16 protein-coding genes and 1 pseudogene are annotated in these 26,464 nt (G+C 62.8%); 13 read left to right on the forward strand and 4 right to left on the reverse strand.

Going from position 1 to position 26,464, the window contains the following annotated elements:
• Window positions 1–16: 16 nt before the first annotated feature.
• From ACFSDX_RS02435 to ACFSDX_RS02480, 10 genes are all read left to right on the forward strand, one after another.
• Window positions 17–1,522 carry a xylulokinase gene (locus tag ACFSDX_RS02435; protein WP_382311610.1) on the forward strand — a complete coding sequence of 502 codons (1,506 nt, stop codon included), beginning with the start codon at window positions 17–19 and terminating at the stop codon, window positions 1,520–1,522.
• Between the two features lie 181 nt (window positions 1,523–1,703).
• The gene (gene xylA / locus ACFSDX_RS02440) at window positions 1,704–3,020 is read left to right on the forward strand and encodes a xylose isomerase (protein ID WP_382311611.1); all 1,317 of its coding nucleotides are present in this window, start codon (window positions 1,704–1,706) and stop codon (window positions 3,018–3,020) included.
• 182 nt (window positions 3,021–3,202) lie between these two features.
• Window positions 3,203–4,285, forward strand: a complete 1,083-nt coding sequence (locus tag ACFSDX_RS02445; protein WP_382311612.1) for an endo-1,4-beta-xylanase — start codon at window positions 3,203–3,205, stop codon at window positions 4,283–4,285.
• A gap of 174 nt (window positions 4,286–4,459) precedes the next feature.
• Entirely contained in the window at window positions 4,460–7,060 is a 2,601-nt protein-coding gene (locus ACFSDX_RS02450; RefSeq protein WP_382311613.1) for a glycosyl hydrolase 115 family protein, read from the forward strand.
• Window positions 7,061–7,146: 86 nt separating this feature from the next.
• Window positions 7,147–9,825: a glycoside hydrolase family 3 C-terminal domain-containing protein gene (locus ACFSDX_RS02455; RefSeq protein ID WP_382311614.1), complete on the forward strand. Its 2,679-nt coding sequence runs from the start codon at window positions 7,147–7,149 to the stop codon at window positions 9,823–9,825.
• A 352-nt stretch (window positions 9,826–10,177) separates the two neighbouring features.
• Window positions 10,178–11,092: a YitT family protein gene (locus ACFSDX_RS02460; RefSeq protein ID WP_382311615.1), complete on the forward strand. Its 915-nt coding sequence runs from the start codon at window positions 10,178–10,180 to the stop codon at window positions 11,090–11,092.
• A gap of 67 nt (window positions 11,093–11,159) precedes the next feature.
• Entirely contained in the window at window positions 11,160–12,623 is a 1,464-nt protein-coding gene (locus ACFSDX_RS02465; protein ID WP_382311616.1) for a cyclic nucleotide-binding domain-containing protein, read from the forward strand.
• Between the two features lie 94 nt (window positions 12,624–12,717).
• The gene (locus ACFSDX_RS02470) at window positions 12,718–12,981 is read left to right on the forward strand and encodes a hypothetical protein (RefSeq protein ID WP_382311617.1); all 264 of its coding nucleotides are present in this window, start codon (window positions 12,718–12,720) and stop codon (window positions 12,979–12,981) included.
• 81 nt (window positions 12,982–13,062) lie between these two features.
• Window positions 13,063–13,512: a hypothetical protein gene (locus ACFSDX_RS02475; protein ID WP_382311618.1), complete on the forward strand. Its 450-nt coding sequence runs from the start codon at window positions 13,063–13,065 to the stop codon at window positions 13,510–13,512.
• 207 nt (window positions 13,513–13,719) lie between these two features.
• On the forward strand, window positions 13,720–15,945 hold the full coding sequence (locus tag ACFSDX_RS02480) for an amylo-alpha-1,6-glucosidase (protein ID WP_382311619.1): 2,226 nt from the start codon (window positions 13,720–13,722) through the stop codon (window positions 15,943–15,945).
• A gap of 98 nt (window positions 15,946–16,043) precedes the next feature.
• Here ACFSDX_RS02480 and ACFSDX_RS02485 read toward each other — a convergent pair whose 3' ends face one another.
• A complete protein-coding gene (locus ACFSDX_RS02485) occupies window positions 16,044–18,977 on the reverse strand; it encodes a glycoside hydrolase family 2 TIM barrel-domain containing protein (protein WP_382311620.1) in 2,934 nt (977 codons plus the stop codon).
• 401 nt (window positions 18,978–19,378) lie between these two features.
• Here ACFSDX_RS02485 and ACFSDX_RS02490 point away from each other — a divergent pair, with 401 nt between their 5' ends.
• From ACFSDX_RS02490 to ACFSDX_RS25195, 3 genes and pseudogenes are all read left to right on the forward strand, one after another.
• Window positions 19,379–21,835, forward strand: coding sequence for a TonB-dependent receptor domain-containing protein (locus ACFSDX_RS02490; RefSeq protein WP_382311621.1), 2,457 nt, complete (start codon window positions 19,379–19,381; stop codon window positions 21,833–21,835).
• Window positions 21,836–21,886: 51 nt separating this feature from the next.
• Window positions 21,887–22,348: pseudogene (locus tag ACFSDX_RS25190) on the forward strand (ATP-binding cassette domain-containing protein); the annotation flags it as partial.
• A gap of 315 nt (window positions 22,349–22,663) precedes the next feature.
• Window positions 22,664–22,858, forward strand: a complete 195-nt coding sequence (locus ACFSDX_RS25195; RefSeq protein ID WP_417455364.1) for a TOBE domain-containing protein — start codon at window positions 22,664–22,666, stop codon at window positions 22,856–22,858.
• 423 nt (window positions 22,859–23,281) lie between these two features.
• On the opposite strand, the gene ACFSDX_RS02500 is transcribed toward ACFSDX_RS25195, so the two are convergent.
• From ACFSDX_RS02500 to ACFSDX_RS02510, 3 genes are all read right to left on the reverse strand, one after another.
• A complete protein-coding gene (locus tag ACFSDX_RS02500) occupies window positions 23,282–23,587 on the reverse strand; it encodes a hypothetical protein (protein ID WP_382311623.1) in 306 nt (101 codons plus the stop codon).
• Window positions 23,588–23,865: 278 nt separating this feature from the next.
• Entirely contained in the window at window positions 23,866–25,911 is a 2,046-nt protein-coding gene (uvrB, locus tag ACFSDX_RS02505) for an excinuclease ABC subunit UvrB (protein ID WP_382311624.1), read from the reverse strand.
• Window positions 25,912–26,003: 92 nt separating this feature from the next.
• Complete coding sequence (locus ACFSDX_RS02510) at window positions 26,004–26,438, reverse strand: hypothetical protein (RefSeq protein ID WP_382311625.1); 435 nt, start codon at window positions 26,436–26,438, stop codon at window positions 26,004–26,006.
• Window positions 26,439–26,464: the final 26 nt, after the last annotated feature.

Genomic DNA, 26,464 nt, shown 5'->3' on the forward strand with positions numbered 1-26,464 from the left:
TAATAGCCCAAGAACTATGAAATACCTCCTCGGCTACGACATCGGTAGCTCTTCCATCAAAGCCTCGCTGCTCGACATCGCCACTGGGCGCTGCGTGGCCGCCGCCACTACGCCCACCACCGAGATGGGCATGGACGTGCCCCAGCCCGGCTGGGCCGAGCAGCGCCCCGAGCGTTGGTGGCAGGAAGTCATCAATGCCACCCAGCAGCTCCAGGCTAAATACGGCTTCGACGCCTCGCTGCTGGCTAGCATCGGCATCACCTACCAAATGCACGGCCTGGTACTGCTCGACAAGAGCGGCCACGTGCTGCGCCCCGCCATTATCTGGTGCGACAGCCGCGCCGTGGAAATTGGCAATCAGGCGTTTGCCGAGCTGGGTGAGGAGTTTTGCCTGGAGAATTTCCTGAACTCGCCCGGCAACTTCACGGCCTCCAAGCTAAAGTGGGTGCGCGAAAACGAGCCCGAGATTTACGCCCAAATCCATAAGATTCAACTGCCCGGCGACTACCTCGCCTACCAGCTCACGGGCCAGATGCAGACTACCGTATCGGGCTTGTCGGAAGGCGTATTCTGGAATTTCAAAACCCAGGCCATCGCCCAGGAACTGCTTGATTACTACGGCATCAGCGCCGACTTGCTGCCCGAGGTGGTCGATACGTTCGCCATTCAGGGCCGCCTCACGGCCGAGGCCGCGCAGACCCTCGGGCTGGCGGCGGGCACGCCCATTAGCTACCGCGCCGGCGACCAGCCCAACAACGCCTTCTCGCTCAACGTGCTGAATGCGGGCGAAGTAGCTGCCACCGGCGGCACCAGCGGCGTGGTCTACGGCATTAACGAAACCACCACGGCCGATGCGCGCTCGCGCGTCAACTCGTTCGTGCATGTGAACAGCACCCGCGAGCAGCCCAAGAACGGCGTGCTGATGTGCCTCAACGGCACCGGCATCCTCAATAGCTGGCTGCGCAAAGTGGTGGGCAACCTGCCCTACGACCAGATGAATACGCTGGCCGCCCAGGCGCCGGTGGGCGCCGAGGGCCTGTTGTTCCTGCCCTTTGGCAACGGCGCCGAGCGCATCCTCGAAAACCGGCCCGCCGCCGCCAGCCTGCACGGCTTGCAGTTCAACATTCACGGCCAGGCGCACCTGATTCGGGCGGCGCAGGAAGGCATCGTGTACGCCCTCAACTACGGCATGGACATCATGCGCGCCTCGGGCGTGCAGGTGCAAACTGTACGCGCCGGCCACGCCAATATGTTCCTCTCGCCGGTGTTCCGCGAGGCCTTTGTGAACTGCGGTAACGTGACATTAGAGCTCTACGACACCGACGCGGCCCAAGGCGCGGCGCGTGGCGCGGGCATCGGCGCAGGTATCTACGCCAGCCCCAAAGAGGCGTTTAACGGCCTCGCTCGCATCAGCACGATGGAGCCGACGCCTGCTTTGCAGGCGCAATACCAAGAAATGTACAGCGACTGGCAGCAACTGCTAGCCCGCGAAACCCGGCCGGCGGAACTGCTGCTGGCCTAATTCTACCCCCTAGCCTCCGCGAAATGCGGACGCATTTTCAAAAAATAGGAGCGTAGCCTTAGTTTTAGGCGCTGCGACCCAACGCCGGCTTTCTCTTTTTTTGAAGCAAAGGTTAGGGGCAACGCGCCCCTCGGGTGACTACCTCTTTACTACCTCTCTTTACCCCCAATCCTCCCAACACATGGCTAACCAGGAATTTTTTAAAGGCATTGACAAGATTAAGTACGAAGGCCGCGACTCCGATAACCACATGGCTTTCAAATGGTACGATGAGAATCGCGTGGTAGCTGGCAAGACCATGAAGGAGCATTTGCGCTTCGCCACGGCTTACTGGCACACGTTTGTAGGCACGGGCGGTGACCCGTTTGGTCCTGGTACCAAGGAGTTTGCCTGGGACGCGAAAGGCGACATCGTGGGCCGCGCCAAGGACAAGGCTGATGCCGCGTTTGAGTTCTTCACCAAGCTCGGCACGCCCTACTATTGCTTCCACGACATTGACTTGGTAGACGAAGGCTCGTCGCTGAGCGAGTACGAGAGCAACCTGGCTACGGTAGTAGACTACCTCAAGCAGCACCAGCAGGAAAGCGGCGTGAAGCTGCTGTGGGGCACGGCCAACGTGTTTTCGCACCCGCGCTATATGAACGGCGCCAGCACCAACCCCGACTTCGCAGTGGTGGCCTACGCCGGCACGCAGGTGAAAAACGCCATCGACGCGACTATTGCGCTGGGCGGTGAGGGCTACACTTTCTGGGGTGGCCGCGAGGGCTACATGACCTTGCTCAACACGGACATGAAGCGTGAGCAGGCGCACCTAGGTCAGTTCCTGACCATCGCCCGCGACTACGCCCGCAAGCAGGGCTTCACCGGCAAGTTCTTCATCGAGCCCAAGCCGGCCGAGCCCACCAAGCACCAGTACGACTTCGACGCGGCCACGGTAATCGGCTTCCTCAAGGAGCATGGCCTGGAGAATGACTTCATGCTGAACCTGGAAGTGAACCACGCCACGCTGGCCGGTCACACCTTCCAGCACGAGCTGCAAGTGGCCGCCGACGCCAACCTGCTGGGTAGCATCGACGCTAACCGCGGCGACAACCAGAACGGCTGGGACACCGACCAGTTCCCCAACAACCTGAACGAGTTGACCGAGTCGATGCTCATCATTCTGGAGCACGGCGCCATCAAGCCGGGCGGCATCAACTTCGACGCCAAGACGCGCCGCAACTCGACGGACCTAGAGGATATTTTCGTGGCCCACATCGCGGGTATGGACACGTTTGCGCGGGCGCTGGTAACGGCGGCGGCTATTCTGGAGAAGTCGGCTTACAAGAAATTCCGCACCGACCGCTACGCTTCGTTTGATGCCGGCCAGGGTGCTGAGTTCGCCAAGGGCGGCCTCACGCTGGAAGACCTGCGCAAAATCGCGCACGAGTCGGGTGAGCCTACCCCCCGCAGCGGCAAGCAGGAGTGGCTGGAAAGCATTATCAACCAGTACATCTAAGCCCTAATTAGCTTAGAAATAGCTAAGTAACAGCTGACCCCAACGTCCGTCACGCTGAGCTTGTCGAAGTATCTCGCGTGGCGTGCTGACCTCAAAGGTTGGCTGCCAGACGAGCTAGATGCTCTGATAAGCTCAAGCGTGACGGACGTTTTCTTTTCCTCTTATTTCTTTCCAGCTAGTTTATGAATCCTACCCGCCTTGCCCTAGGTGCTCTGCTGCTGGGCAGCTTGGCTCTGAGCAGTAGCCAGCGCCCACCCGCCCAAAAGGGCCTCAAGGACTACTACAAAAGCTACTTCCCCATTGGCGTGGCTGTGTCGCCGCGCGCCTTGCAAAACCCCGCTGAGGCGGCGCTCATCTTGCAGCAGTTCAACAGCCTGACGCCGGAGAACGACATGAAGATGGGGCCGATTCACCCCGAGGAAAACCGCTGGAACTGGGGTCCGGCCGATGCCGTCGTGGACTTTGCTCAGGCGCACAAACTGAAGGTGCGCGGCCACAACCTCTGCTGGCACGAGCAAACGCCGAAGTGGCTTTTTAAGAACGCCGACGGCAGCCAGGTAAGCAAAGCATTATTGCTCAAGCGCTTGCATGACCACATCGACATGGTGGTGAAGCGCTACAAAGGCAAAATCTACGCCTGGGACGTGGTGAACGAAGCCATCGCCGACAACCCCAACGAGTTTTTGCGTGACTCGGACTGGTATAAAATCTGCGGCGAGGACTTCATTGCCGAAGCCTTCCGCTACGCCCACGCTGCCGACCCCAAGGCGGTGCTATTCTACAATGACTACAACACCGAGCGCCCCGAAAAAATGGAGCGTATCTACAAGCTGCTCAAGAAGCTAAAGGATGCCAACGTGCCCATCGACGCGGTGGGCTTGCAGGGGCACTGGTCGCTGGTCGAGCCCACCGAGCAAGAGCTGCGCACCACCATCGAGCGCTTCGGCTCCCTAGGTCTTAAGGTGCAGGTGACCGAACTCGACGTGTCCGTGTACCCCTGGGAAAAGGACCGCCGTGCCAAGCGCCCCGACGAGTCGGACGCCTATACGCCCGAAATGCAAGCCAAGCAGGCAGCGCAGTACAAGATGTTTTTCAAGGTGTTCCGCGACGAGAAGAAGTACCTGACGGGCGTTACATTTTGGAATATTTCCGACCATTATTCGTGGCTCGATACTTATCCGGTGGCGGGGCGCAAGAACCACCCGCTGCTGTTTGACGAGAACTTTAAGCCCAAGCAGGCTTACGAGGAGGTCGTGAAGTTTTAGTGGCCAAGAAGTTGAAACCGCTTTAAACCAGCTGTCATTGCGAGCGCAGCGAAGCAATCGCACCCGAACGGAACCCGAATGGCCCGTCCTGATGCGATTGCTTCGCTGCGCTCGCAATGACAGGCGTTTTGTTACCCCGGCCAACTTTCAAAGCAGCTAATACAGTTGAACCCCATGCGCCTTATCCTCTCCCGCCTTTCCCTCGCCCTGCTACTATTGTCGCCCGCCTTGGCCGACGCGCAGCAAGTACCCGCCCCGCTCTCCGAGCACTACATCTCGGCCAAAAAAGCGACCGGCAGCTTTCCGCTGGTGGCCGGCGGCAAGGCCGCCGCGCTCTACGCCAGCGAGAGCGACTGGCCGGGCGTGCTGCGCACCATGCGCGACGTGCAAGCCGACATCAAGCGCGTGACCGGCCGCGAGCCGCAGCTGCTGACCGACGCGCCCGCTGCGAGTAAGGAGCCTGTGGTGCTGGTGGGCACCCTCGGGCACAGCCCGTTGATTGACAAGCTGGTGCAGGCCGGTAAGCTTGATGTGAGCAACCTAGCCGGGCGCTGGGAAACGTTTGTGGTGCAGACGATTGATAACCCGCTGCCGGGCGTGGCGCGGGCGCTGGTAGTGGCGGGCTCCGACAAGCGCGGCACCATCTACGGGTTGTATGACCTGTCGGAGCAAATGGGCGTGTCGCCCTGGTACTGGTGGGCCGACGTGCCCACGCCGACCCAAAAAAGCCTCTACGTAGCCGCCGGCCGCCACACCCTGGGCGCCCCCCAGGTGAAGTACCGCGGCATCTTCCTCAACGATGAGGCGCCCGCGCTCAGCGGCTGGGCCAAGGAGAAATTCGGCGGCATCAACTCCAAGATGTACGAGCACGTCTTTGAGCTAATCCTCCGATTAAAAGGCAATTACCTGTGGCCGGCCATGTGGGGCAATGCCTTCAATGATGACGACAAGCGCAGCCCCGAGCTGGCCGACACTTACGGCATCGTGATGGGCACCTCGCACCACGAGCCCATGCAGCGCGCCCAGCAGGAGTGGAAACGCTACGGCAAAGGCCCTTGGAACTACCAGACCAATGCGCCCATGCTGCAAGAATTCTGGCGGCAGGGTATCAAGAACATGGGTACCCACGAAAGCATCGTGACCATCGGGATGCGCGGCGATGGCGACGAGCCCATGAGCGAGGGCAGCAATATCAAGCTGCTCGAAAAAATAGTGGCCGACCAGCGCGGTATCCTGGCCGAAGAAACCCACCGGCCCGCCGACCAAACCCCGCAGGTGTGGGCCCTCTACAAGGAAGTGCAGGACTACTACGACAAGGGCATGCGTGTGCCCGACGACGTGACCTTGCTGCTCTGCGACGACAACTGGGGCAACCTGCGCAAGCTACCTAAGCTCGGCGACGCGCCCCGCAAGGGCGGCTACGGCATCTACTACCACTTCGACTACGTGGGCGGCCCGCGCAATTACAAGTGGCTGAACACGAACCCGCTGCCGCGCATCTGGGAGCAGATGCACCTGGCCCACGAGTACGGCGCCAACCAGATTTGGGTGGTGAACGTGGGTGACCTCAAGCCGATGGAGCTGCCGATTTCGTTCTTCCTTAACTACGCCTGGAATCCCGACGCGCTGCCCGCCGACGGCGTGGCTGCCTACACCCAGCGCTGGGCCAGCCAGCAATTCGGCCCGAAGTACGCGGCCGATATTGCCGACATCCTGGCCAAATACGCCAAGTACAACAGCCGCCGCAAGCCCGAGCTACTTGACGCCAACACCTACAATCTGGCCTCCGGCGAGTGGGCCAGCGTAGTGGCCGAGTACAATCAACTACTGGCCCGCGCCGAGGCCATCGACCAAAAGCTGCCCGCCGCCGACCGCGACGCCTACTTTGAACTGGTGTTGCACCCGGTGCAGGCCTGCGCCAACCTCAACGAGCTATACTACACCGTAGCCCAAAACCATGAAGCCGCCAAAACGGGCCAGCCTACTACCAATGCCTTGGCTGAAAAAGCAAAAGCATTGTACGCCAAAGACGCGGAGATAAAGCGGCGCTACCACGCCCTGGCCGGCGGCAAATGGAACCACATGATGGACCAGACGCACATCGGCTACACCTACTGGCAGCAGCCGGAAGTGGATAAAATGCCGGAAGTAGTGACGCTGCCCGCTGGCACTACGGCCCCGGCCGCCGCGCCGAAGCCTGCCGCTGCTGAAGCCGCTTACGTTTCGCTCGATGCCGAGCACTACACCCAGGCTATAAACGCCGGCCCCATCACCTGGCAGCGGCTGCCCGACCTAGGGCGCACGGCGGGGGCCGTTACGGCCTTCCCGGTAACGGCCGCGCCCACGGCGGCGCCGGGTGGCAACAGCCCGCACTTGGAGTATCGCATCACGCTGCCCCAGGCTGGTCCCGTGACGGTGAGCGCCTACCTCGCGCCGACCCTTGACTTTACCAATACCACCGGCCTACGCTACGCCGTGTCGCTCGACGATGAGGCACCGCAGATTATCAACCTGCACACCGGGCTCAACCCCGATAATGGCAACAGACCCTGGGAAAGGGCGGTGGCCGAGAATATCATCCTGAAAACCTCGCAGCACACCGTGGCGGCGGCTGGCGCGCACGTGCTCAAATTCTGGCGCGTGGACTCCGGCGTGGTGCTCGAAAAGCTGGTAGTGAGCGCCGGCCCACTGCCCGCCACCTACCTAGGGCTGCCCACCGATGCGGCTGGCAAAGGCAATGCTCAGCCGGTGCACGGCAGTCTAGGCAAGCGCTAGCAGGCAGTTTGCTAGTGGCCGTCATGCTTCGCTGCGTTCAGCATGACAAACGTTTTTTACTGATTTATCACGCTGCTTCCCCACCCATGAAGACCTTTTTCCTGCTCCTCGGCCTGGGCCTGCTCACTGCCCCCAGCGCCCTGCGCCCACCCGCGCTGCCCGCCGTTGTTTCGGCACCTAGGGCCGACTACCCTTTCCAAAACCCCGACCTGCCCCTCGACCAGCGGGTCGATGACCTGGTGGGCCGCCTCACGCTGGCCGAAAAGGTGTCGCAGATGCTGAACGCCTCGCCGGCCATCGACCGGCTGGGCATTCCGGCCTACAACTGGTGGAACGAGGCCCTGCACGGCGTGGCCCGCACCAGTATGAAAACCACGGTTTTCCCGCAGGCCATTGGCATGGCGGCCACGTTTGACCAGGACGCGATGCTGCGCATGGCCACCATCACCTCCGATGAGGCGCGGGCGGTGCACCAGGAATACGTGCGGCGCGGCGAACGCGGTATTTACCAGGGGCTTACCTTCTGGACGCCGAATATCAACATCTTCCGCGACCCTAGGTGGGGGCGGGGGCAGGAAACCTACGGCGAAGACCCGTACCTGACCGGGCAGCTGGGCTCGGCGCTGGTGAAAGGCTTTCAGGGCGACGACCCGAAGTACCTGAAAATCACGGCCTGCGCCAAGCACTTCGCCGTGCACAGCGGGCCGGAGTCGTCGCGCCACGAGTACAACGCCCAAATCAGCGACTACGACCTGTGGGACACGTACTTGCCGGCCTTCCGCGACCTCATCGTGGATGCGAAAGTGGCCGGCGTGATGTGCGCCTACAACGCCTACGCTGGCCAGCCCTGCTGCGGCAGCGACATCTTGATGACCAACATCTTGTACAAGAAGTGGAACTTCAAGGGCTACGTGACCTCGGACTGCGACGGCATCAACGACTTCTGGCAGCACCACAAAACTGACCCCGACGCGGCTACCGCCGCCGCCAATGCCGTGCTGCACGGCACTGATATTGAGTGCGCGACCGGTAAGCTCTTTACCTATAACTCACTGCTGGAATCGGTGCAGAAGAAGCTCATCAGCGAGCAGCAGCTCGATACGTCGGTGAAGCGGCTCTATAAAATCCGCTTCCAGCTGGGCATGTTCGACCCGGTGGAGCGCGTGAAATACGCCCGGATTCCGCTGAGCGTGGTGGAGAGCACGCCGCACCAGGCTCACGCCCTCAAGATGGCCCGCGAGTCGGTGGTGCTACTCAAGAATGAAAAGAACACCTTGCCGCTGCGCAAAGACCTTAAGAAAATCGTGGTCCTAGGTCCCAATGCTGACAACGAAAGCGTGCAGCTCGGCAACTACAACGGCTTCCCGACCGACATCGTGACGCCGCTCGAAGGCATCCGGGCCAAGGTGGGCAAGGGTACCGAAGTGGTGTACCTGCAAGGCGTGGACTACGCCAGCAACACCGTGTACGAGCCGCTTGACCTCAACAAGCAGCTGACCTTCAATGGAAAACCCGGCTTTCAGGCCGAATATTTTAAAGGTATCGACCTAGGGGGCTCGCCCGTGGCCACCCGCCAGGAAGCCGGCCTTGACCGCTACCTCGCCAACGTGAAAATGGAAGTGGCGCCCGGCCTGCCCGCCGAGAATTTCTCGGCGCGTTACCAGGCGGTTTTCACCCCTGAAAAGACCGAGGAGTTGGCTTTACAAATCAACGGCGACGACGGCTACCGGCTGTTTGTGGACGATAAACTAGTGATTGACGCCTGGAAGGGGCGCGGCTTTTCGACCAACCAGCACGTGCTGCGCACCACGGCCGGCCAAAAGCTGAATCTGCGGCTGGAATACCTGCAAACCGACCGCCGCACCATCCTCAAATTCGCCGGCGCGAAAGTGGTGACGATGAACGCGGCCAACATCCTGGCCCAGGTGAAGGACGCCGACGCCATCGTGATGGTCGGCGGTATTTCGCCCAAGCTCGAAGGCGAGGAAATGAACGTGAAAGTGCCTGGTTTCAGCGGCGGCGACCGCACCACCATCGGCCTGCCTCAGGTACAATCTGACTTGCTTAAAGTATTGCACAGCAGTGGTAAACCTGTGATTTTGGCCCTGATGACGGGCAGCGCCCTCGCCACGCCCTGGGAGGCCGAGCACCTGCCGGCCATCGTCAACAGCTGGTACGGCGGCCAGGCCGCCGGCACCGCGCTGGCCGACGTGCTCTTCGGCGACTACAACCCGGCCGGCCGCCTGCCGGTTACGTTCTACAAGTCAGAAACCCAGCTGCCGGTCTTTGACGACTACAGCATGACCGGCCGCACCTACCGCTACTTCACCGGCGAGCCGTTGTTTCCGTTCGGCCACGGCCTGAGCTACACGACCTTCAAATACAGTAACTTGAAGGTGCTGTCGAAAATGGCCACCGGCCAGCCCGTACGCGTGAGCGTGGACGTGCAAAACACCGGTGCGCGGGCCGGCGATGAGGTCGTGCAGCTCTACGTGCGGCACCCCGGCGCTACGGGCCGCGTGGCGCGGCACGCGCTGGAAGGCTTTCGCCGCATCAACCTAGCGCCGGGTGCCCGGCAAACGGTCGCGTTCACGCTCACGCCGCGCCAGCTCTCGCGGCTCGATGCGCAGACCAAGCGCGTAGAGGCGGCGGGTAAAGTACAAGTGTTTGCGGGCGGCGGGCAGCCGCTGGTGGCGGCCGTAGCGGCTGGGAAAGTTCTGAAAGCCGACCTGGCGCTGACTGGGAAGCCGGTGACGATTGACTGATGCAGCTGCCCTGCTGTAAGGTCTGGCCTTGCCTAGGGCAAACGGCCTAGCTAAAATAGGCTGGCCGTTTGCCCTAGGCGCTCGATACCTGTGCGGCCTGGGGGTGCTATGCTATGCTCGTCACGAAGCAGGGTGTGGGGCTTGCCCCCGCCCGGCGTTCGCGTCCATGAACCACTCAGGAGGCCGGGGCAGACGCTGGGCGGGGCAAGCCCCGCATCCTACTTAAATCTTCGGGACCAATGTAACCAGGGCAAGGAACTGAGACAAGCCATCGTGGCGCGGCGGATGATGAGAGAGTTTATAAATTTATATTTATAAATATTCAAGAAATAGTAGGTACATTTAAATAAAAATGCCCGCTACTTCTCTTGCCGCCAAGGCGCCGGGCCTACTCGCCGGGCTGGCCCCGCCGGGGGTGCGCCAGGGCGTGGCCCAGGCCGCGCTGCTGCTGCTGGGGGTGTTTGTGGCGGCGCTGGGGCTCAAAGGGTTTTTGCTGCCCAATGGCTTTATCGACGGGGGCGTCACGGGCATTGCCTTGCTGGTGAGCCAGCTCACGGGCGTGCCGCTTTCGGTGCTTATTCTGGTGATTAACATTCCGTTTATCGGGCTGGGCTACTATCAGCTCGGGCCCCGGTTTGCGGGCAAAACGTTGCTCACTATTCTGGCGCTGGCCGGGGCGCTGCTGGTGGTAGAGCTGCCGCCCCTCACGCACGATAAGCTGCTGATTGCCGTGTTCGGGGGTTTTTGCCTGGGGGCGGGGGTGGGGCTGGCCATGCGCGGCGGGGGCGTGCTCGACGGCACCGAAATCCTGGCCGTGTACCTGAGCCGGCTGTTGCCGGCCTCGGTCGGGGATATTGTGCTGATTATAAATATCGTAATCTTCGGGGTGGCGGCGTGGCTGCTGTCGGTAGAGACGGCGCTGTACTCGGTGCTGACCTACCTGGCGGCGGCCAAAACGGTGGACTTTATTCTGGTTGGCATTGAGGAGTACACCGGCGTCACGATTCTGTCGTTTCACAGCGTCGAAATCCGCGATGCGATAGTCAACAAGCTGCACCGGGGCACCACGGTGTACGAGTGCACGCAGGGCTTCGGCTCGCACGGCCCCCAGCACCTCAAGATGGAGGCCGTGTTCACGATTGTCACCCGCCTCGAAGTAGTGCGGCTGACCGATGAAATCAGAAGGATAGACCCGCAGGCATTTGTGTATACGCAGAGCATCAGCGATATAAAGGGTGGCCTAATCAAGAAGCGCGCCCTGCACTAGCACCTAGGCGCCTCGTTGGCCGGGCGCGTTGCCATCGCTACACAATCCCTTTCCCCACCCACCCCCGATGAACAAGTGGCGCTCCTTCTCCGACCTGTGCCAGCAGCTGCGTCCGCTGCTGGGGTGGGCGCTGGGGAAGCCCGCCCACTCGCTGGCTCCGGCTAGCCCGCCGCCACCCCCGCCGCGCGCCGCGCTGGCACCCCTGCTGGCCGGGCACGGGCGGTCCGCACGGGCCGGGTGGCGCACGGCGGCCGATACCCTGGTGCAGCACGCCGATGCCAGCTTGCCGCTGCTGCAAGAGGGCCTCGGGCAGGCGGCCGATGAGCCCGCCCTGCATCGCCTGGCGCAGGCGTGCGCCCGCATCGGTAGCCCGGCCGCCCGGCAGCTGCTGGTCGAGTTGGCCCAGCGGCCCGACCTGGCGGGCCGGGCGGCGGGCCTGCGCGCCCTCGGCAGCCTGCCCCGCACGGCCGCCGAGGGCCACGTATTTCACCGGCTGGCCGAAGAAGAATTGCGTCTGGCCCAGCACCTGCTGCACGGCATGCAGGCCGCCAAAGCCGACCTGCGCGCCGCCCTAGCCTACGAAGTGCACCAGGGGCGGCAGCGCCTGTTGGGCACGCTGCTGCAAGTGTACGAGCAGCCGCCGCTGTTGCTGGCCCAGCGGCGGCTGGCGCACCTGCCCGCCGAGCACCAGGCCGAAGCCCTTGAGCCGCTGGCGGCGATGCTGCCGCAGCCTTTGTACCGGGCCCTGCAAGCGCTGCTCGATGGTGGCCAGCTGTCCGGCAAAACCCAGGTGCTCGACGACTTGCTAGGTCCCCTGGCTACGGCCGCGCCCGCCGAGGCGCTGGTGGTGCGCCGGGGCGCGGCGGCTTTTTCGGCCTGGACCATTGGCGTGGCGCTGCGCCGGTGGCACCCGCAGCCGGCCACGGTGGCCCACTTGGTGCCGCACCTGCACGCCGCCAGCGCCCTGGTGCGCGAGAGCGCGGTGGCCGTGCTGCGGCAGCTGCCCGTGCTGCGGCCGTCCGCCTACGACCGCCTTTGTACCCAATTTTCTACCCTGGACTTCCCTGCCATGGCTGCACCCGACCCTACCGCCCCGGCTTGCGCTTCGGAACGCGAGCGCGTGCTCATGCTGAAAGGCACCGCCCTGTTTGCCGAAACGCCCGAAAACGTGCTGGCTGCCATTGTGCCCATCATGCAGGAGGTGAAGTATGGCGATGGGCAAGAGATTTTTGCCAAGGGCGCCCTAGGTACGTCGCTCTTCATCGTATGCCACGGCGAAGTCACCATCCTCGACGGCGCCCACCACCTGGCCACCTTCGGCCCCGGCGATTTTTTTGGGGAGCTGGCCATGCTTGACGCCGCGCCGCGCTCGGCTACGGCCGCGGCCCGCGGCGCGGTGGTCGTTTTTCGGCTCGACCAGGAGGACTTTTACGACCTGATGGAAGAGCGCCATGAGGTGCTGCGCAACATCTTGCGCGGGCTCTGCCGCCGCCTGCGGCAGCAAAACGAGCACTCGCAGGCCGTGGCCTAGCCGGGCCTGTGCCAGCTGCCCTAGGGGCAACCGGGCCAACTACGAGCAGCCCCTTGCGTATCAACGGCTTCCCCGAACTAACTCCCTGAAGCTTATGAAAACCCTCCTGCTGCTAGCCGCTGCCCTCACCTGCGCCCCGCTGAGCCACGCGCAAACGACCCCCGCCGCCCCAGCCACCGGTACTACTGCCCCCGTGTCGGGCACCAAGAACGTGGGCGCCGACCGTGCCGATGCGCCGCAGGCGCCGGGCATGAGTACGCCCGGCACTCCGCGCCCGGCCCCGGCCCGCCCGCGCCGCGCTGCCAACCGCCGCGGCCCCGCCACGCCGGCAAGAGCGCCGGCTGCGCCCACGCAGTAAAGTAGTGCTGCTGCGCCGGGCGGCCTGATGGGCAAGGTGTTTGCTACCTTAGCCCGCACACCCTCACGCTACGGGCGCAGTATGCAGTCTACTCCTTACGATTCGTTGGAAAACGCCGCCCCGGAGGCTTTGCCGGCCGAGGTCGCGTTAATTGACGCCGCTGGTGCTGGCGCCCTAGGTCGGCGCCAGCGCCTGGGTGGGGCCGTGGCGGCCACGGCCACCAAGCTGCTGCCGCTGGTGGCGCTGCTCGACGCCATTCAGCCGCAGGTGGCCAATGAGTCGGTGTTTCGCGCGCGGCGCAAGAAAATCCGGGCGCACTTTGATGTGGTGTATGCCGAGCTGCAAGCCGAGCGGCCCCGCCACAAAGCGCTGGCCCACACCTTTCAGGCCCTGACCGAGTTGGTACGCGACGAAACCCGCGACATCAACAAGGACGAGTTGAAGCAGGCGGCTAAGGAGGTGGTGTTGGCCACGCTGAAAAATGCGCCGGCCCTCCTCAACGTGGCCCACCAAGCCCGGCTGCTGGCGTAGCGGCATCAGCCCCAGCTAGCTAATGCCACGGCGCTTCCAAATGAAAGGCTGGCGGAGTGGCTTCAAAACTGCGGCTTACCGGCCGTTTGCACTTGCGGATTGCGGCGCGCTGCTAGGCGCCCACTTGCTGCCGTTGTTTGGGGCTTAGGCGTGCTGCCTTTGCACGCCGCAGGCTGCACGCATGCTGGCCCGTTCCGTATGGAACCCATGCCCGACCAACGCGATATACTAGAAACGATGCGAATAGCCGTGCCCCGCCCGGATAACCGCATCGCCTCCTTTACCAACAAGGCCGCCGCCTACTACTGCGCCGCCACCCACGCGGCGGACCACCCTGAATACTCCTGGTTTGAGGGCCTGAACGTGGCCAAAAACCGGGTGTTTGGCGGCTACGACCTGTACGTGGGCGACCAGCGGCTCGACAACCAAGCGGCCGCCGCCACGGTGTATCCGCACAAGCTGGAGCGCCAGCACGGCCCGGCGTTGCAAGAAGAGCTGTGGCTGTTTGATGAGCGCAACCTGCTCGAAGTAGACCTAAGCGGCGCCCCGCAGCCCGTCGGTATTCAGCTCAAAGGCGAGCGCGTAAACTTTTTGCGCCAGCAAGACGATATCGCTTTTTTCTCGGCTCAGGAAGGAAACTTCGTGCTGGCGGTGGCCCCCAGGCAGCCGGGCGCTGCCCTTACCCGGCAAGGCGAGCGGGTGGCCACGGCGGGTACGGGTTTCTTCATCGCCTGCGGCCAGGATGAGGCCGAAGCCGTGGCGCTAGTGCGCGAAGGCCAGCAGCACGGCCCTGCCCTGAAGCTGGCCCGCCAGCAGCGCCTGCGCCAGTTTTTGCAAACCCACGCCTACCTGGTAGCCAGCAACGACGCGCTGACCCTGGCCCTGCGCTGGCTGGCCATTACCACTGACCAGCTCGTGGCGCGGCAGCAGGGCGACGGCATCTACGCTGGCCTGCCGTGGTTTAACGAGTACTGGGGGCGTGATGAGTTTATCGCCTTGCCCGGCGCGGTGCTCGTGACCGGGCAGTTTGCCACGGCGCGCCGCATGCTGGTATCGTTCGCGCAGTTTCAGCAAACCGACCCCGCCTCGAAGTACTACGGGCGGGTGCCCAACATCGTCAACCCCAGCAAGATTGATTACCACACCACCGATGGCACGCCGCGCTTCGTGCTTGCCCTGCGCGCTTACGTGCAGTACTCGGGCGACCTGGACCTAGGGCGGGAGCTCTACCCGGCGGTGCGGGCCAGCATCGAGGGCGCGCTCCAAAACTGGGTCGATGACCGGGGCTACCTGCTGCACGAAGACAACGAAACCTGGATGGACGCCCGCGACGCTCACCACGTAGCCTACACCCCTAGGGGCACCCGCGCCAACGACATACAAGCGCTGTGGTACCAGCAGCTGCTGGCCGGCGCCTACTTCGCCGCCTACATGCACGACAGCGTCAACCAAGCCAAGTGGACGCAGCTAGCCGAGCAGGTCAAACAGCACTTTGGCCAAGACTACCGCCAGCCCACCCACGACTACCTAGCTGACCGGCTCGACCCGCAGGGCCGCCCCGATTTTACGTTGCGCCCCAACCAACTCTTCGCCCTCGACCTAGTGGCCGACCCCGCCTTTACGCGGCAAGTGCTGCGCAAAACGTGGCAGGCACTGGTGTACCCCTGGGGCGTGGCCACCCTCGACCAGCACGACCCGCAGTTTCACCCCTATCACCTCGCCCCCGACTACCACAAGGATGCGGCCTACCACCGCGGCACCATCTGGCCCTGGCTCAACGGTATTGCCATACAGCGTATGCTGGAGGCGGGCCAGGTCGAAACCGCTTACCAGCTCTTCGCCAACGCCAACCGCCAGGCGTTGACCCTAGGCGTAGTAGGCGGCCTCGGCGAAAACCTCGACGCTTACCCCCGCCCCGGTCAGGCGTGGCCCAAGCTCACCGGCGCCTACCTCCAGGCCTGGTCCAATGCCGAGCAGCTGCGCGTGTGGTACCAGTATTTCCTGGGTATTCGGCCCGATGTGCCCCACCAGCACCTCACGTTGGCACCGCGCCTGCCGGCCGCCATTCAATACCTCGACTACCGCTTTGTCCTAGGTGCCGGCGCGGTGGCCGCGCAGTATCAGGCCGGCCCGCAGCGCACGTTTACCTACACGTTTCAAGGAGTTGAAGCGAATGTGGAGGTTGATATTCTCCCGTTTGCGCCCACTACGATAGCTGTGCAGCCGGGCACTACGCTGAAAGTCACGGCCACCGCGCAGCAGTTCACGCTGGAATTATTTGCGCAGTCGCGGCTGGTGCGCACGGCCAGCGTCGCGCCCTCGGCCACCCGGCTGGCGCAGCAGGCGCAGGATGATGAGGCACTGGCCGATGTGGCCTTTGCCCGGCCGCTACCGCTGAGTAGCCATCCGGTTGTGGCGGCGGCTCATGAATAGGATGTTAGCCTAGGGGCTCGTCGCCCGTGAGACCCCACCCCGGCCCCTCTCCCGAAGGATATCGCGCGTCAAGCTAGGTGGGCCGGGGGGGGGTGGCGCTAAAACAAGTCGTTTTTGGCCGGCACCACGTAGGGCTGGGGCTTGCCCGTGGTCTTGGCGATGCCGAAGAAAAAGAAGAGCGTGCGCCGGGTGGTACCGCCCAGGTGGTTGGCTTCGCTGAGCGGCCCTAGGTTCTTGGTGTTGTTGTCGAGGTTGAGGGCGAGCTTGGTGCCGATGGGCGGAATAGCATCCAGAAACGAGAAATTGCCGGGCGGCAGCGCCGGCGCGGGCACCGGGCCCGACAAACCGTAGAAATCAAACAGGCGCACGAATAAGCCCTTATCGGGGCTGGCGACCAGGAATTTGCCTTCCACGGTGTTCATCTCCAGCCACACCACGTCGGCGAAGTAGCCCTTGAATTCGGGGTAGAGCCAGGGCGCGGCGCCGGTTTGGGTGTTGTTGTAGGGGTTCTCCCACACGTTGGTGGTGGGGCCGGCGAGGCGGTTTTTCCACACGCGGTAGGGGCCTTTGCCCAGCCACTTGGCGCCGAGCACGTAGTTTTCGGGGTAGGTAAACGTGAGGCCCGCGGCGGGATAGTCGCCGGTGGGCAGGTCGTAGGCGTAGTCGAGGCGCAGCCAGCCGTCGGGGCGCAGGGTCCAGCGCACGGTGCTGAGGGCACCTAGGTAGCGCACTTCCACCACTTCGGCGCCCGCCTCGGTGCGGTGCGTCAGGCCTTGGAAAGTGGCCGTGCCGCCCACCAGCACCGGCCCGTTGGCGAAGCTGAGCTTGTCGCCGTTGTTGCCCTTCACCTGCCCGATTTGCCCGGTGCGCTTGCTAAAGCTGACGCTGATGCCGCTGGCTTGCAGCGTTAGTAGACTGTCGTTTTCGGTGATGGCCACGGCCGCCGGTAGGGTAGGGGCGGCGCCGACCGCCACGGGTAGCGGCGCGGCGGCAGGCGCGGCGGCGGGTAGCATATCGCGCAGCAAGTTGACGTTAGCGCCGGTTTTCCAAGTCCACTGGTAAACCAGATTCTTCTGCGGGTCGAAGGCCGAGAGCAGGATGGCGTCGTAGGTCTGCCAGTCTTTGGGCAGCTTGAGGTCGAGCTGGCCGGTGGCGAGCGGCGCCACGCTCGGGCTGGCAATGCGGCTTTTCTTGAGAGTAGAATAGCCGGTGAATACTTCGCCTGGCTGGCGGTATTTCACCAATTCCCACTGGAAAAAGCACTGGTTGAGGTTGGTGAAATGGTAGCGGTTCTCCACCGCCACGCGGCCGTTGAACTTGGCCGGCAGCTCCTGTAGCGCGATGTGCACCGGCGAAAAAATCTCCCGGATGGCGAAGAAGCTGCCTTCCTTTTCGCGGTGCGGGCCCAGCACGCCGTCGGGCGCGTTCACGCCGTTCACGTCGATGATGCCGCGCTGGTCGGTGCGGACGATACCTTCATCGACCAGGGCCCAGAGGAAGCCGCCGCCCGAGCGCTGGGCCTTCCAGTGCAGGTCCCAGAAGTTGGCCAGGGCCGCGCCGCCGCCGCCATCGTCCTGCGAGTGCAAAAACTCGGTGGGCATGTAGATGAGCGAGTCGGCGAGTATCTGCTTGGTGCTGTAGTAGTTCTCGTAGTGGTTGCAGTCGATGCCGCTGGCCGCATTGCCCGGCCGGTGGTGCGGGTGCAGGACGGGCCGGTTCGACAAATCATACTTGCTGAATTCTACATCCAGCTCCTTATTGGTACCGCCCTCGTTGCCGTTATCCCAGAAAATGATACTGGGGTGGTTCACGTCCTTGCGCACCATTTCGCGCACCAGCGGGCGGCCGGCTTTGGTGCTGTAGGCCTTCTGCCAACCGGCCAGCTCGTCGAGCACGTAGAGACCTAGGGAGTCGCAGAGATGCAGAAACTCGGCGTCGGGCGGGTAGTGCGACATGCGCACCGCGTTCATATTCATCTCCTTGATGAGCTTCACGTCCATGAGCTGAATCGAGTCGTTGAGGGTGCGGCCGGTTTCGGGCCACCAGCTGTGGCGGTTAGTGCCCTTCATCTTCACCTGCGTGCCGTTCACGAAAATGCCCCGGCCCCGCCGCACCTCGATGGTGCGAAAACCAAAGGTTTCGGTGGTTTGGTACAGCGGCTGGCTGGCCGCCAGCAGCGTAAAGCGGGCGCGGTAGAGGCGCGGCGTTTCGGCGGTCCAGGTCAGGGGCTTGGCTACCTGGGTGCGCAGCTGCACCACCGTATCGGTGGCCGCGGCGCGACCTAGGGCCGTGCCCACCACCCGGCCGCTGGCGTCGAGGATTTCGGCCTTTACTTCCGCCGCCTGGGTGAGGCCGCGCAGGCCCACGTTGGCGGCAAACGAGCCATCGGCGCGGGCGTTGATGGCGGTGTGGGGAATAAATTGCTTGGGCGTGGCCTCTAGGTACACGGGCCGAAAAATGCCGCCGAAAACCCAGTAGTCGGCTAGCCGCTCGGCGTTGTTCACCGAGGCGTCGGCCGACATCTTGCTCACCGTAACTTCCAGCAAATTGGGCTGGCCAAATTTCAGCAGCGGGCTGATATCGTGCTTAAACCGGTAGAATGCGCCCTGGTGCACGGGGCCGGCCAGCTGGCCATTTACGCGCACCTCGGCGTCGGTCATGGCGCCCTCGAACACGATAGATACTGCCTGGTTTTGCCAGCTGGCCGGCACCGAAAAGGTGTGCTTGTACTTGCCCTGCTCGTCGGCAAAGCGAAAGTTTTTGCCGTAAGTCTTGTAGTCGCGGCCGTAGTTGTAAGCGCCAAAGCCCTGCTGCTCCCAGCACGAAGGCACCTGAATAGTAGTCCAGTAGCCACTCTTGCGCCCGCCGGTGCAGTAAAAATCCCAGGTGGCGGTGCGGGTGTTGTCGCGGCCCGACAGGTACTGCACCTGCTTGCGGGGGGTGCCGCTGGGCGGGGCAGGCTGCGCGATACTAGAGGCCGCTGCCGATAAGAAAACCAGGAGTTGGGCGAGGAGCAAAAACGGGTGGAGCATGGTAAAAAGCAAGTGGCGGGCGAGGGTAAGCGGCAAGCTAGGGCCGGCCCCGCGGTAGGATTGCCCTGTGCTCTCCTGCTTGGGCCGCGCGCGCTAGCCGCCCACTCAGGCGCTGGGCTGGCCGCCTAGCCCAGCCGGGCCTACCCGCCACCTTGCGGGGGCGAATGCTACCAATGTGGTTTGCAAAAAGTATTGCTAAGGCTATTGGATTATCAGGTATGGCGCCGCAACTTTACGAACTGACTAGCTAGCTAATGTGGTCAGTATAGGCAAAATACAATTTAGCTTGCATGCCTGGCCAGTTGTCATCCCCGCTAATCTGGTTACCCAGTCGTGAATTCATACTCCTAAAATATTCTGTAACTGCGTATATGCACATTTTTACTTCTGTTTATATTAAGTTGCCTTTTTCTAAGTTTACGCAATGGTTAGTGGTGGGGGGAATACTGGCCCCGGGTGCGGTGCTGGCGCAGGGGCAGGCGGCCGTTAGCGGTACGGTTGGTAGTGCCGGCCAGCCCGCGCCGGCACTAGTAACGGTGACCCTGCACCGCGCCGCCGACTCGGTGGTGGTCAAAACGGAGTTTACCGATGCCAAAGGGGCGTTTGAGCTGCAAGCCCCGGTGGGCGGGCGCTACCTGGTATCGGCCGCGCAGGTGGGGTTCCGGCGCTACTGGAGCTCCGCTTTCGCGCTGCCTGGCACGGGCGTGGTGCTGCCGGCTATCAGCCTGGAACCTAGCCAGGCCACGGCGCTCAAGGAAGTGACGGTGGCCGGCCGCCGGCCGCTGTATGAGCGCCTGGCCGACCGCACCGTGGTGAACGTGGCCGACAGCCCGCTGGCGGCAGGTGCCAGCACGTTCGACATCCTGGGGCGCTCGCCCAACGTGGCAGTCGGGAGTAATAACGAGCTGGCCTTGCGCGGCCGGCAGGGCGTGCTGGTGGTGCTCGATGGCAAGCGCGTACCCCTCACCGGCAACGACCTAGCCGATTACCTGCGGGCGCTGCCCGCCGAGCAGGTGCAGCGCATCGAGCTGATAACCAACCCGCCTGCTAGCTACGACGCGCAAGGTGGGGCCGGCGTCATCGCCATCACCCTCAAAAAAGACCAGCGCCTAGGTACCAACGGCAGCCTGAACGCTAGCTACGGCCGCGGGCGCTACGGCAAGTTTGTGGGCGGCGGCACGCTCAACTACCGCCGCAAAAACCTGAACCTCTACGGTACCTACGCTTTCAACGACCGCCAGTACTACACGCAGTTCGACTTCGACCGGTACTTTGGGGCCACGGCCACGCTGCCGGCCACTCGCAGCAACCAGAGCAACTACCAATACCTGAAGCAGCTGACGCACAGCGCCAAGGTGGGGTTCGACCTGAACCTTTCGAAGCGCACGCTCCTGGGGGTGTCGGTCACCGGGCTGGCCAGCCGCACCACCAACGAAACGACCGGCGACGCGTTCTTCTACGGCGATAACGGCACGCTCACCAACCGCATTTACTCGCGGGCCGAGCAAGACGTGAAGCGGCCCAACGGGTCGGTGAACCTGAACCTGCGCCACGCCTTTGCCGACTCGGCCACGGCCCGCACCATCAGCGCCGATGCCGACTACGCGCGTTACGGCAACTCCCGCCAGCTCAAGTTGGTAACGCTCCAGGACGTGCAGGCCCAAAGCCCCACCGAGCTCACGGGCGACCAGTCCAGCAAGCTCGGCATCGGCACGGCCAAGGTCGACTACAGCCAGCCGCTACCGCACCGCACCCGCCTGGAGGCCGGCGCCAAGGTGACGCAGGTAGCGTCGGACAATACGGTGGCGTTTGTCAACCGCACGGGCGTCAACCCCACGGATTATGTCTACACCCCGCGGACTGACATCTCGCAGCCCTTCGCCTACCGCGAAAACGTGAATGCAGCCTACGTGAGCCTGCGCGGCAAGCTGGCCCAAACCAGCGTGCAAGCGGGCCTGCGCGGCGAGCAAACCAACATTCGGGCCGACCTAGGGGGCGCCACGGTGCGCGAGCAGCACTACTTCCAGCTGTTTCCGAGCCTGCTGGTGCAGCGCACGCTCAACAAAAACCACGCGCTGGCCCTGAGCGCCGCGCGCCGCATCGACCGCCCCAGCTACTTGCAGGTGAGCCCCTTGCGCGTGTACCTGGATGCCACATCGTATAGCACGGGCAACTATAATTTGCAGCCCCAGACCAGCTACAACTTTGAGGTGTCGCACACCTACAAGGGTAAGTTTACGACGGCCCTGGCCTACGCCCGCACCAACCAGCCGTTCGTGGTGGCGCAGCTGCCCTCGCCCGATGGCGGCCGGGTGGTGGTGAACCAATACGTGAACCTGAGCACCCAGAATTTTTATACCCTGAACCTGATTGCGCCGCTGGAGATAACCAAAAGCTGGACGCTGTACGCCAACGTATTGGCCTACTACAACCAATACCAGGGCACGCTCAACAGCACGATGCTCGACCGGGGCCGCCTGGCGTGCAACCTCACGGCCAACAACAGCTTCGTGCTGCCCCGCGGCTGGGTGGCCGAGCTCAACGGCTTCTACGAGTCGCGCGAGGTGGGCGGCTTTCAGCTATTGCAGCACCGCGGGCAGGTGGGTGCGGCGGTGCAAAAGATTTTCTGGAACAAACAGGCCACGTTTCGCCTGAACGCGACGGACGTTTTTTACACCACGCCGCTGCGCGTAACGTCGATGTACGACAATTTTTCGGAAACCTTCTACCGGCGCCAGGATACGCGGGTGTTCACGGCCGCCTTCAGCTACCGCTTTGGTAATACTAAAGTGGCCGCCGCCCGCAAGCGCGCCGCCGGCGCCGAAGACGAGCTGCGCCGGGCGGCCGATACGCAGTAGGCCCGCCGGCCGGCCCCAATCATTCGGTAGCCCGGCCGGTTACTACGCCCTATGGAGTTGCTAACGGTATCAAATATCAGCCTGGCAGAAGGCGCCACTACGGTGGTGGCGCCCCTCAGCTTTAGCCAGCGCACCGACCACAAGCTGGCCCTGGCCGGCGAGAGCGGAGCCGGCAAAAGCACGTTGCTGCAAATCATCGCGGGCCTGGTGCAGCCCAGCGCGGGCGAAATCCGCATTGAGGGCGAGCGGGTGCGCGGGCCGCACGAGGCGCTGGTGCCGGGCCACCCCGGCGTGGCGTATCTGTCGCAGAAGTCGGACCTGCCGCACTCCTTGCGCGTAGAGCAGGTGCTGCGCTACGCCAGCAAGCGCCCCGCCGCCGAGGCCCAGGCGCTGTATGAGCTCTGCCGCATCGACCACCTGCTGGCCCGCCGCACCGACCAGCTCTCGGGCGGCGAGCAGCAGCGCGTGGCGCTGGCCCGGCTGCTGCTGGGCTCGCCTAGGTTGTTGCTGCTCGATGAACCGTACTCGAATCTCGACCGCGTGCACAAGCGCCAGCTCCAGGCCATTATCGAGGAAGTGGGTACGCGCCTAGGTATCACCTGCCTGCTCGTGTCGCACGATGCTACCGATGTGCTACCCTGGGCCGACGAAATACTGGTGCTGCGCCGGGGCCAGCTGGTGCAGCGCGGCACGCCGCAGCAGCTCTACTACCAGCCCGCCGATGAGTACGTGGCCGCCCTTTTTGGCAACTACAACTTGGTGCGCGGCGCCGACCGCCAGGCCCTAGGTGTGCCCGGCGCCAGCCATGCCCCTGATGCCACGCTGCTAGTGCGCCCCGAGCAACTAGTACTGTCGGCCGAGGGCCCCGGCCTGCCCGGCACGGTGCGGGCCGTGCGGTTTTTGGGCAGCTACTACGAGGTAGAAATTCAATTGCCCGAAAACGTGGTGCGCGCCTGGGTTGGGCACGCTACCTACCTGCCGGGGGCGGTGGTGTACGTGGGGCTGCGGCCCCCGGCGGGCTAGCGGCGGCGCAGCACGTAAACCAGGGCGCCGATAGTGCTGGTGGCGGTTGGTTGTGTACAGAGCCTTAGTCAGCACGGCTCTGCCTAGGTCGGCCCGAATTTCCAGCATCCTTTAGAGCGGTTTCGGGCACAGCGTACCGAAACCGCTCTAGGTAGAGGGCAATTGCTTGCGTCAGCGCTATTGCTGTCGCCACTAGCAGCGCAAGGAGCAAGGGTTTGAGCATGATGAGCAAAGTAGGTGCCTATTAAAAGCAATGGTTCTACTGCTTGCGCGCTCGTTTTCAACTGCGGCTTAGTGCCCCTAGGTGCCGCTGCTGGCCAGCCGCAGCGCGGAAGCGTGCACAAAAAAACACGGGCTTCGCTATCTAACAAGTAGATGCAAAGCCCGTGTTTTTAAGCCTGCTCAAAGCAGGTAGCCAGAAAGCTAGGGAGTGGTAGTGCCAGTGGTAGAACCTGTGGTGCTACCCGTAGTAGTACCGGTGGTGGTAGTGCCAGTAGTGGTGCCCGCCGTAGTACCCGTGGTGGTGCTGCCGGCAGTGGTGCTCATGGTGGTAGAACCTGCCGTGGTACCGCTGGTTGTGCCCGATGTAGTACCATCAGTAGTAGTGCTACCCGAAGTAGTGCCCGAGGTAGTACCCGACGTGCCTTCCGTGGCGGCGCAAGCACTCATGAAGGCAAGCGAGGCGCAAAGAGCAGCACCCATTAGCAGAGAAAACTGATTACGTTTCATAGGCTGAAAGGAAAAAAAGGTAAATGAAGACCTGCTAACGTGCACAGCATCAAATCTGTTGTATTTGCGCTGCTATCTTTTGTTATAAAGCAGGTCTTCCCCGCTGCCTTTAGCCAAGCGGAGAAATTTAGGTGGCCGACCTAAAATATTAGTTCTCGCCTATGTTAGCCAGGTAAAGCGCTCAGCTTATCTAGGTCGTAAAAAAATACTGTTTAATAAAGCTAAATTCATACGAAATGGCCGCGCGCACCTCTGCTCGAGTGGCGGTACCTAGGGGGCTAGTCGCGCTTATTTTTTAGCATCTGCTTCAGGGCGCTTAGCTCATCGCGCAGCTTGGCAGCTTGCAAAAAGTCGAGCTCTTTGGCGGCGCCTTCCATTTGCTTTTCGGTGGTTTTGATGAGCTTTTCGAGCTCGGCGCGGTTCATCATGGCCACTACGGGCTCGGCAGCCATAGCTAGCGCGGCGCCGCCTTCGGCGTAGGCGCTGGCCGGGGCCTGCGCCTCCACGGTGCGGTAGTCGGCGAGGTCGGTTTGGCCCATTATCTGGGCGTGCGACTTGCGCACGGTGCGCGGCGTGATGTTGTGCTCCTCGTTGTACGCCTGCTGGGTGGCGCGGCGGCGGTTGGTCTCGTCAATGGCGCGCTGCATCGAGCCCGTCATGCGGTCGGCGTAAAGAATAACCTTGCCGTTCTCGTTCCGGGCGGCGCGGCCCATGGTCTGAATCAAGGAGCGCTGGTCGCGCAGGAAGCCTTCTTTGTCAGCGTCCAGAATGGCGACCAGGCTTACCTCGGGCAAGTCGAGGCCTTCGCGCAGCAGGTTCACGCCGATGAGCACATCGACCTCACCTAGGCGCAGACGGCGCAGAATTTCTACGCGGTCGAGCGTCTTCACGTCCGAGTGAATGTACTCGACTTTGATACCTAGGCGCTCCATATACTTACTCAGTTCCTCAGCCATGCGCTTGGTGAGGGTCGTCACGAGCACGCGGTCGCCGGCTTTCACGCGCTCGTCCACCTCGTCGAGCAGGTCGTCAATCTGATTGATGCTGGGGCGCAGGTCGATAACGGGGTCGAGCAGGCCGGTGGGGCGGATAATCTGCTCCACCACCACGCCGTTGGCCTGGGTCAACTCGTAGTCGGCGGGCGTGGCCGACACGTACACCGCCTGCTGGTACATGCTTTCAAACTCGTTGAACGTCAGCGGCCGGTTGTCAAACGCCGACGGCAGCCGGAAGCCGTATTCAATCAGTGCCGTCTTGCGCGAGCGGTCGCCGCCCCACATGGCCCGGATTTGCGGAATGGTGGCATGGCTCTCGTCCACGACCAGCAGGTAGTCCTGCGGGAAGTAATCGAGCAGGCAGAACGGGCGCGAGCCGGGCTCGCGCCGGTCGAAGTAGCGCGAGTAGTTTTCGATGCCCGAGCAGTAGCCAAGCTCGCGTATCATCTCCAGGTCAAACTCGGTGCGCTCCTGAATGCGGCGGGCCTCCACGTCGCGGCCTTCCTTCTCGAAGTACTTGTGCTGCAACACCATGTCATCCTGAATCTCGTGGATGGCGGTGTTCAGCGTCTCCTTGCCGGTCACGAATAGGTTGGCCGGGTAGAGCGTCATGTTCTTCTCGTCGCTCAGCTTGCGGCCGCTCACGGGGTCGATTTTCTGAATCGCCTCAATCTCATCGCCAAAGAAGAAAATGCGGTACGCGTAGTCGGCGTAGGCCGGAAACACGTCCACGGTGTCGCCCTTCACCCGGAAGCTACCGCGCGTGAACTCGACCTCGGTGCGCGAGTACAGAATCTGCACAAATTGGTAGAGCAGGTTGTTGCGCGAATACCGGTGGCCGGGCGCCAGGAAAATGACGTTTTTGCTGAACTCTTCGGGGTTGCCGATGCCGTAGATGCACGACACGGAGGCGATAACCACCACGTCGCGCCGGCCGCTGAGCAGCGTGCTGGTACAGTGCAGCCGCAGCTTCTCAATCTCCTCGTTAATAGCTAAGTCCTTCTCAATGAAGACGTCGGAGCTGGCGATGTAGGCCTCGGGCTGGTAGTAGTCGTAGTAGCTGATGTAGTACTCGACGGCATTGTGTGGGAAGAACGCCTTGAACTCGCCGTAGAGCTGGGCGGCCAGCGTCTTATTGTGGCACATCACGAGAGCGGGCTTGCCGGTTTCGGCAATCACGTTAGCCATCGTGAAGGTTTTACCCGTGCCGGTAGCCCCTAGGAGCACCTGGGCCGGCTCGCCGCCGTTTACGCCCTTCACGAGCTCAGCAATGGCGCGGGGCTGGTCGCCGGTGGGACTAAAATCAGAGGTAAGCTGGTACGTCGACATACGGGGGCAGAAACGGCCGGAAGAAGGCCAGCTAAGCTAACCCCAAATGCCGGGCTTGGGTTTCTAGGTTGCCGAAACTAACCGCGCGGGACCTAGGCCGGCCGCAGGCGCAGCTTAGCCGTGGTGAGCTGGCCGCCGTTGGTGCCGGGGTAGGGGGTTACCTCCAGTAGCCGCAGCCAGTAGGTTTTCTGATTGAGCTCAACGCTGACCGAGTCGAGGGTGTAGGTAGGTAAATACTTATTCAAAAGTGAGATGCGCGCCGTTTGGGGTATGCCCGTGGCATCGCTGAGCTGCACGGCCACGGCCGCATAGCCGGCCCAGATGCACTGCATGCCGCTGGGGCAGCGCGCCTCGTGCACCTCGGTGAGGGTGAGGCTAATGGGGCCACCGCTACCCGAAAGAGTGGCGGCTTTTTGCAAACCCAACTCAAACGGCTGGCCGATGGCCGGGGCCGAGTCGGCGGGGCCGGCCGTTTTCTTGCAAGCCAATAGCCCACCGACCAGTAGTACTAAGAAAGTGCGTTTCATGGCGTAGAAAGGGAAAAGAGGCGTCG

It is taken from the genome of Hymenobacter bucti, from assembly GCF_042681145.1.
Lineage (GTDB): Bacteria > Bacteroidota > Bacteroidia > Cytophagales > Hymenobacteraceae > Hymenobacter > Hymenobacter bucti.

Excerpts from the sequence above, each read along its gene's own strand:
- ACFSDX_RS02435 (WP_382311610.1), top strand. The coding sequence starts at position 17 with ATGAAATACCTCCTCGGCTACGACATCGGTAGCTCTTCCATCAAAGCC.
- xylA (WP_382311611.1), top strand. The coding sequence starts at position 1,704 with ATGGCTAACCAGGAATTTTTTAAAGGCATTGACAAGATTAAGTACGAA.
- ACFSDX_RS02445 (WP_382311612.1), top strand. The coding sequence starts at position 3,203 with ATGAATCCTACCCGCCTTGCCCTAGGTGCTCTGCTGCTGGGCAGCTTG.
- ACFSDX_RS02450 (WP_382311613.1), top strand. The coding sequence starts at position 4,460 with ATGCGCCTTATCCTCTCCCGCCTTTCCCTCGCCCTGCTACTATTGTCG.
- ACFSDX_RS02455 (WP_382311614.1), top strand. The coding sequence starts at position 7,147 with ATGAAGACCTTTTTCCTGCTCCTCGGCCTGGGCCTGCTCACTGCCCCC.
- ACFSDX_RS02460 (WP_382311615.1), top strand. The coding sequence starts at position 10,178 with ATGCCCGCTACTTCTCTTGCCGCCAAGGCGCCGGGCCTACTCGCCGGG.
- ACFSDX_RS02465 (WP_382311616.1), top strand. The coding sequence starts at position 11,160 with ATGAACAAGTGGCGCTCCTTCTCCGACCTGTGCCAGCAGCTGCGTCCG.
- ACFSDX_RS02470 (WP_382311617.1), top strand. The coding sequence starts at position 12,718 with ATGAAAACCCTCCTGCTGCTAGCCGCTGCCCTCACCTGCGCCCCGCTG.
- ACFSDX_RS02475 (WP_382311618.1), top strand. The coding sequence starts at position 13,063 with ATGCAGTCTACTCCTTACGATTCGTTGGAAAACGCCGCCCCGGAGGCT.
- ACFSDX_RS02480 (WP_382311619.1), top strand. The coding sequence starts at position 13,720 with ATGCCCGACCAACGCGATATACTAGAAACGATGCGAATAGCCGTGCCC.
- ACFSDX_RS02485 (WP_382311620.1), bottom strand. The coding sequence starts at position 18,977 with ATGCTCCACCCGTTTTTGCTCCTCGCCCAACTCCTGGTTTTCTTATCG.
- ACFSDX_RS02500 (WP_382311623.1), bottom strand. The coding sequence starts at position 23,587 with ATGAAACGTAATCAGTTTTCTCTGCTAATGGGTGCTGCTCTTTGCGCC.
- uvrB (WP_382311624.1), bottom strand. The coding sequence starts at position 25,911 with ATGTCGACGTACCAGCTTACCTCTGATTTTAGTCCCACCGGCGACCAG.
- ACFSDX_RS02510 (WP_382311625.1), bottom strand. The coding sequence starts at position 26,438 with ATGAAACGCACTTTCTTAGTACTACTGGTCGGTGGGCTATTGGCTTGC.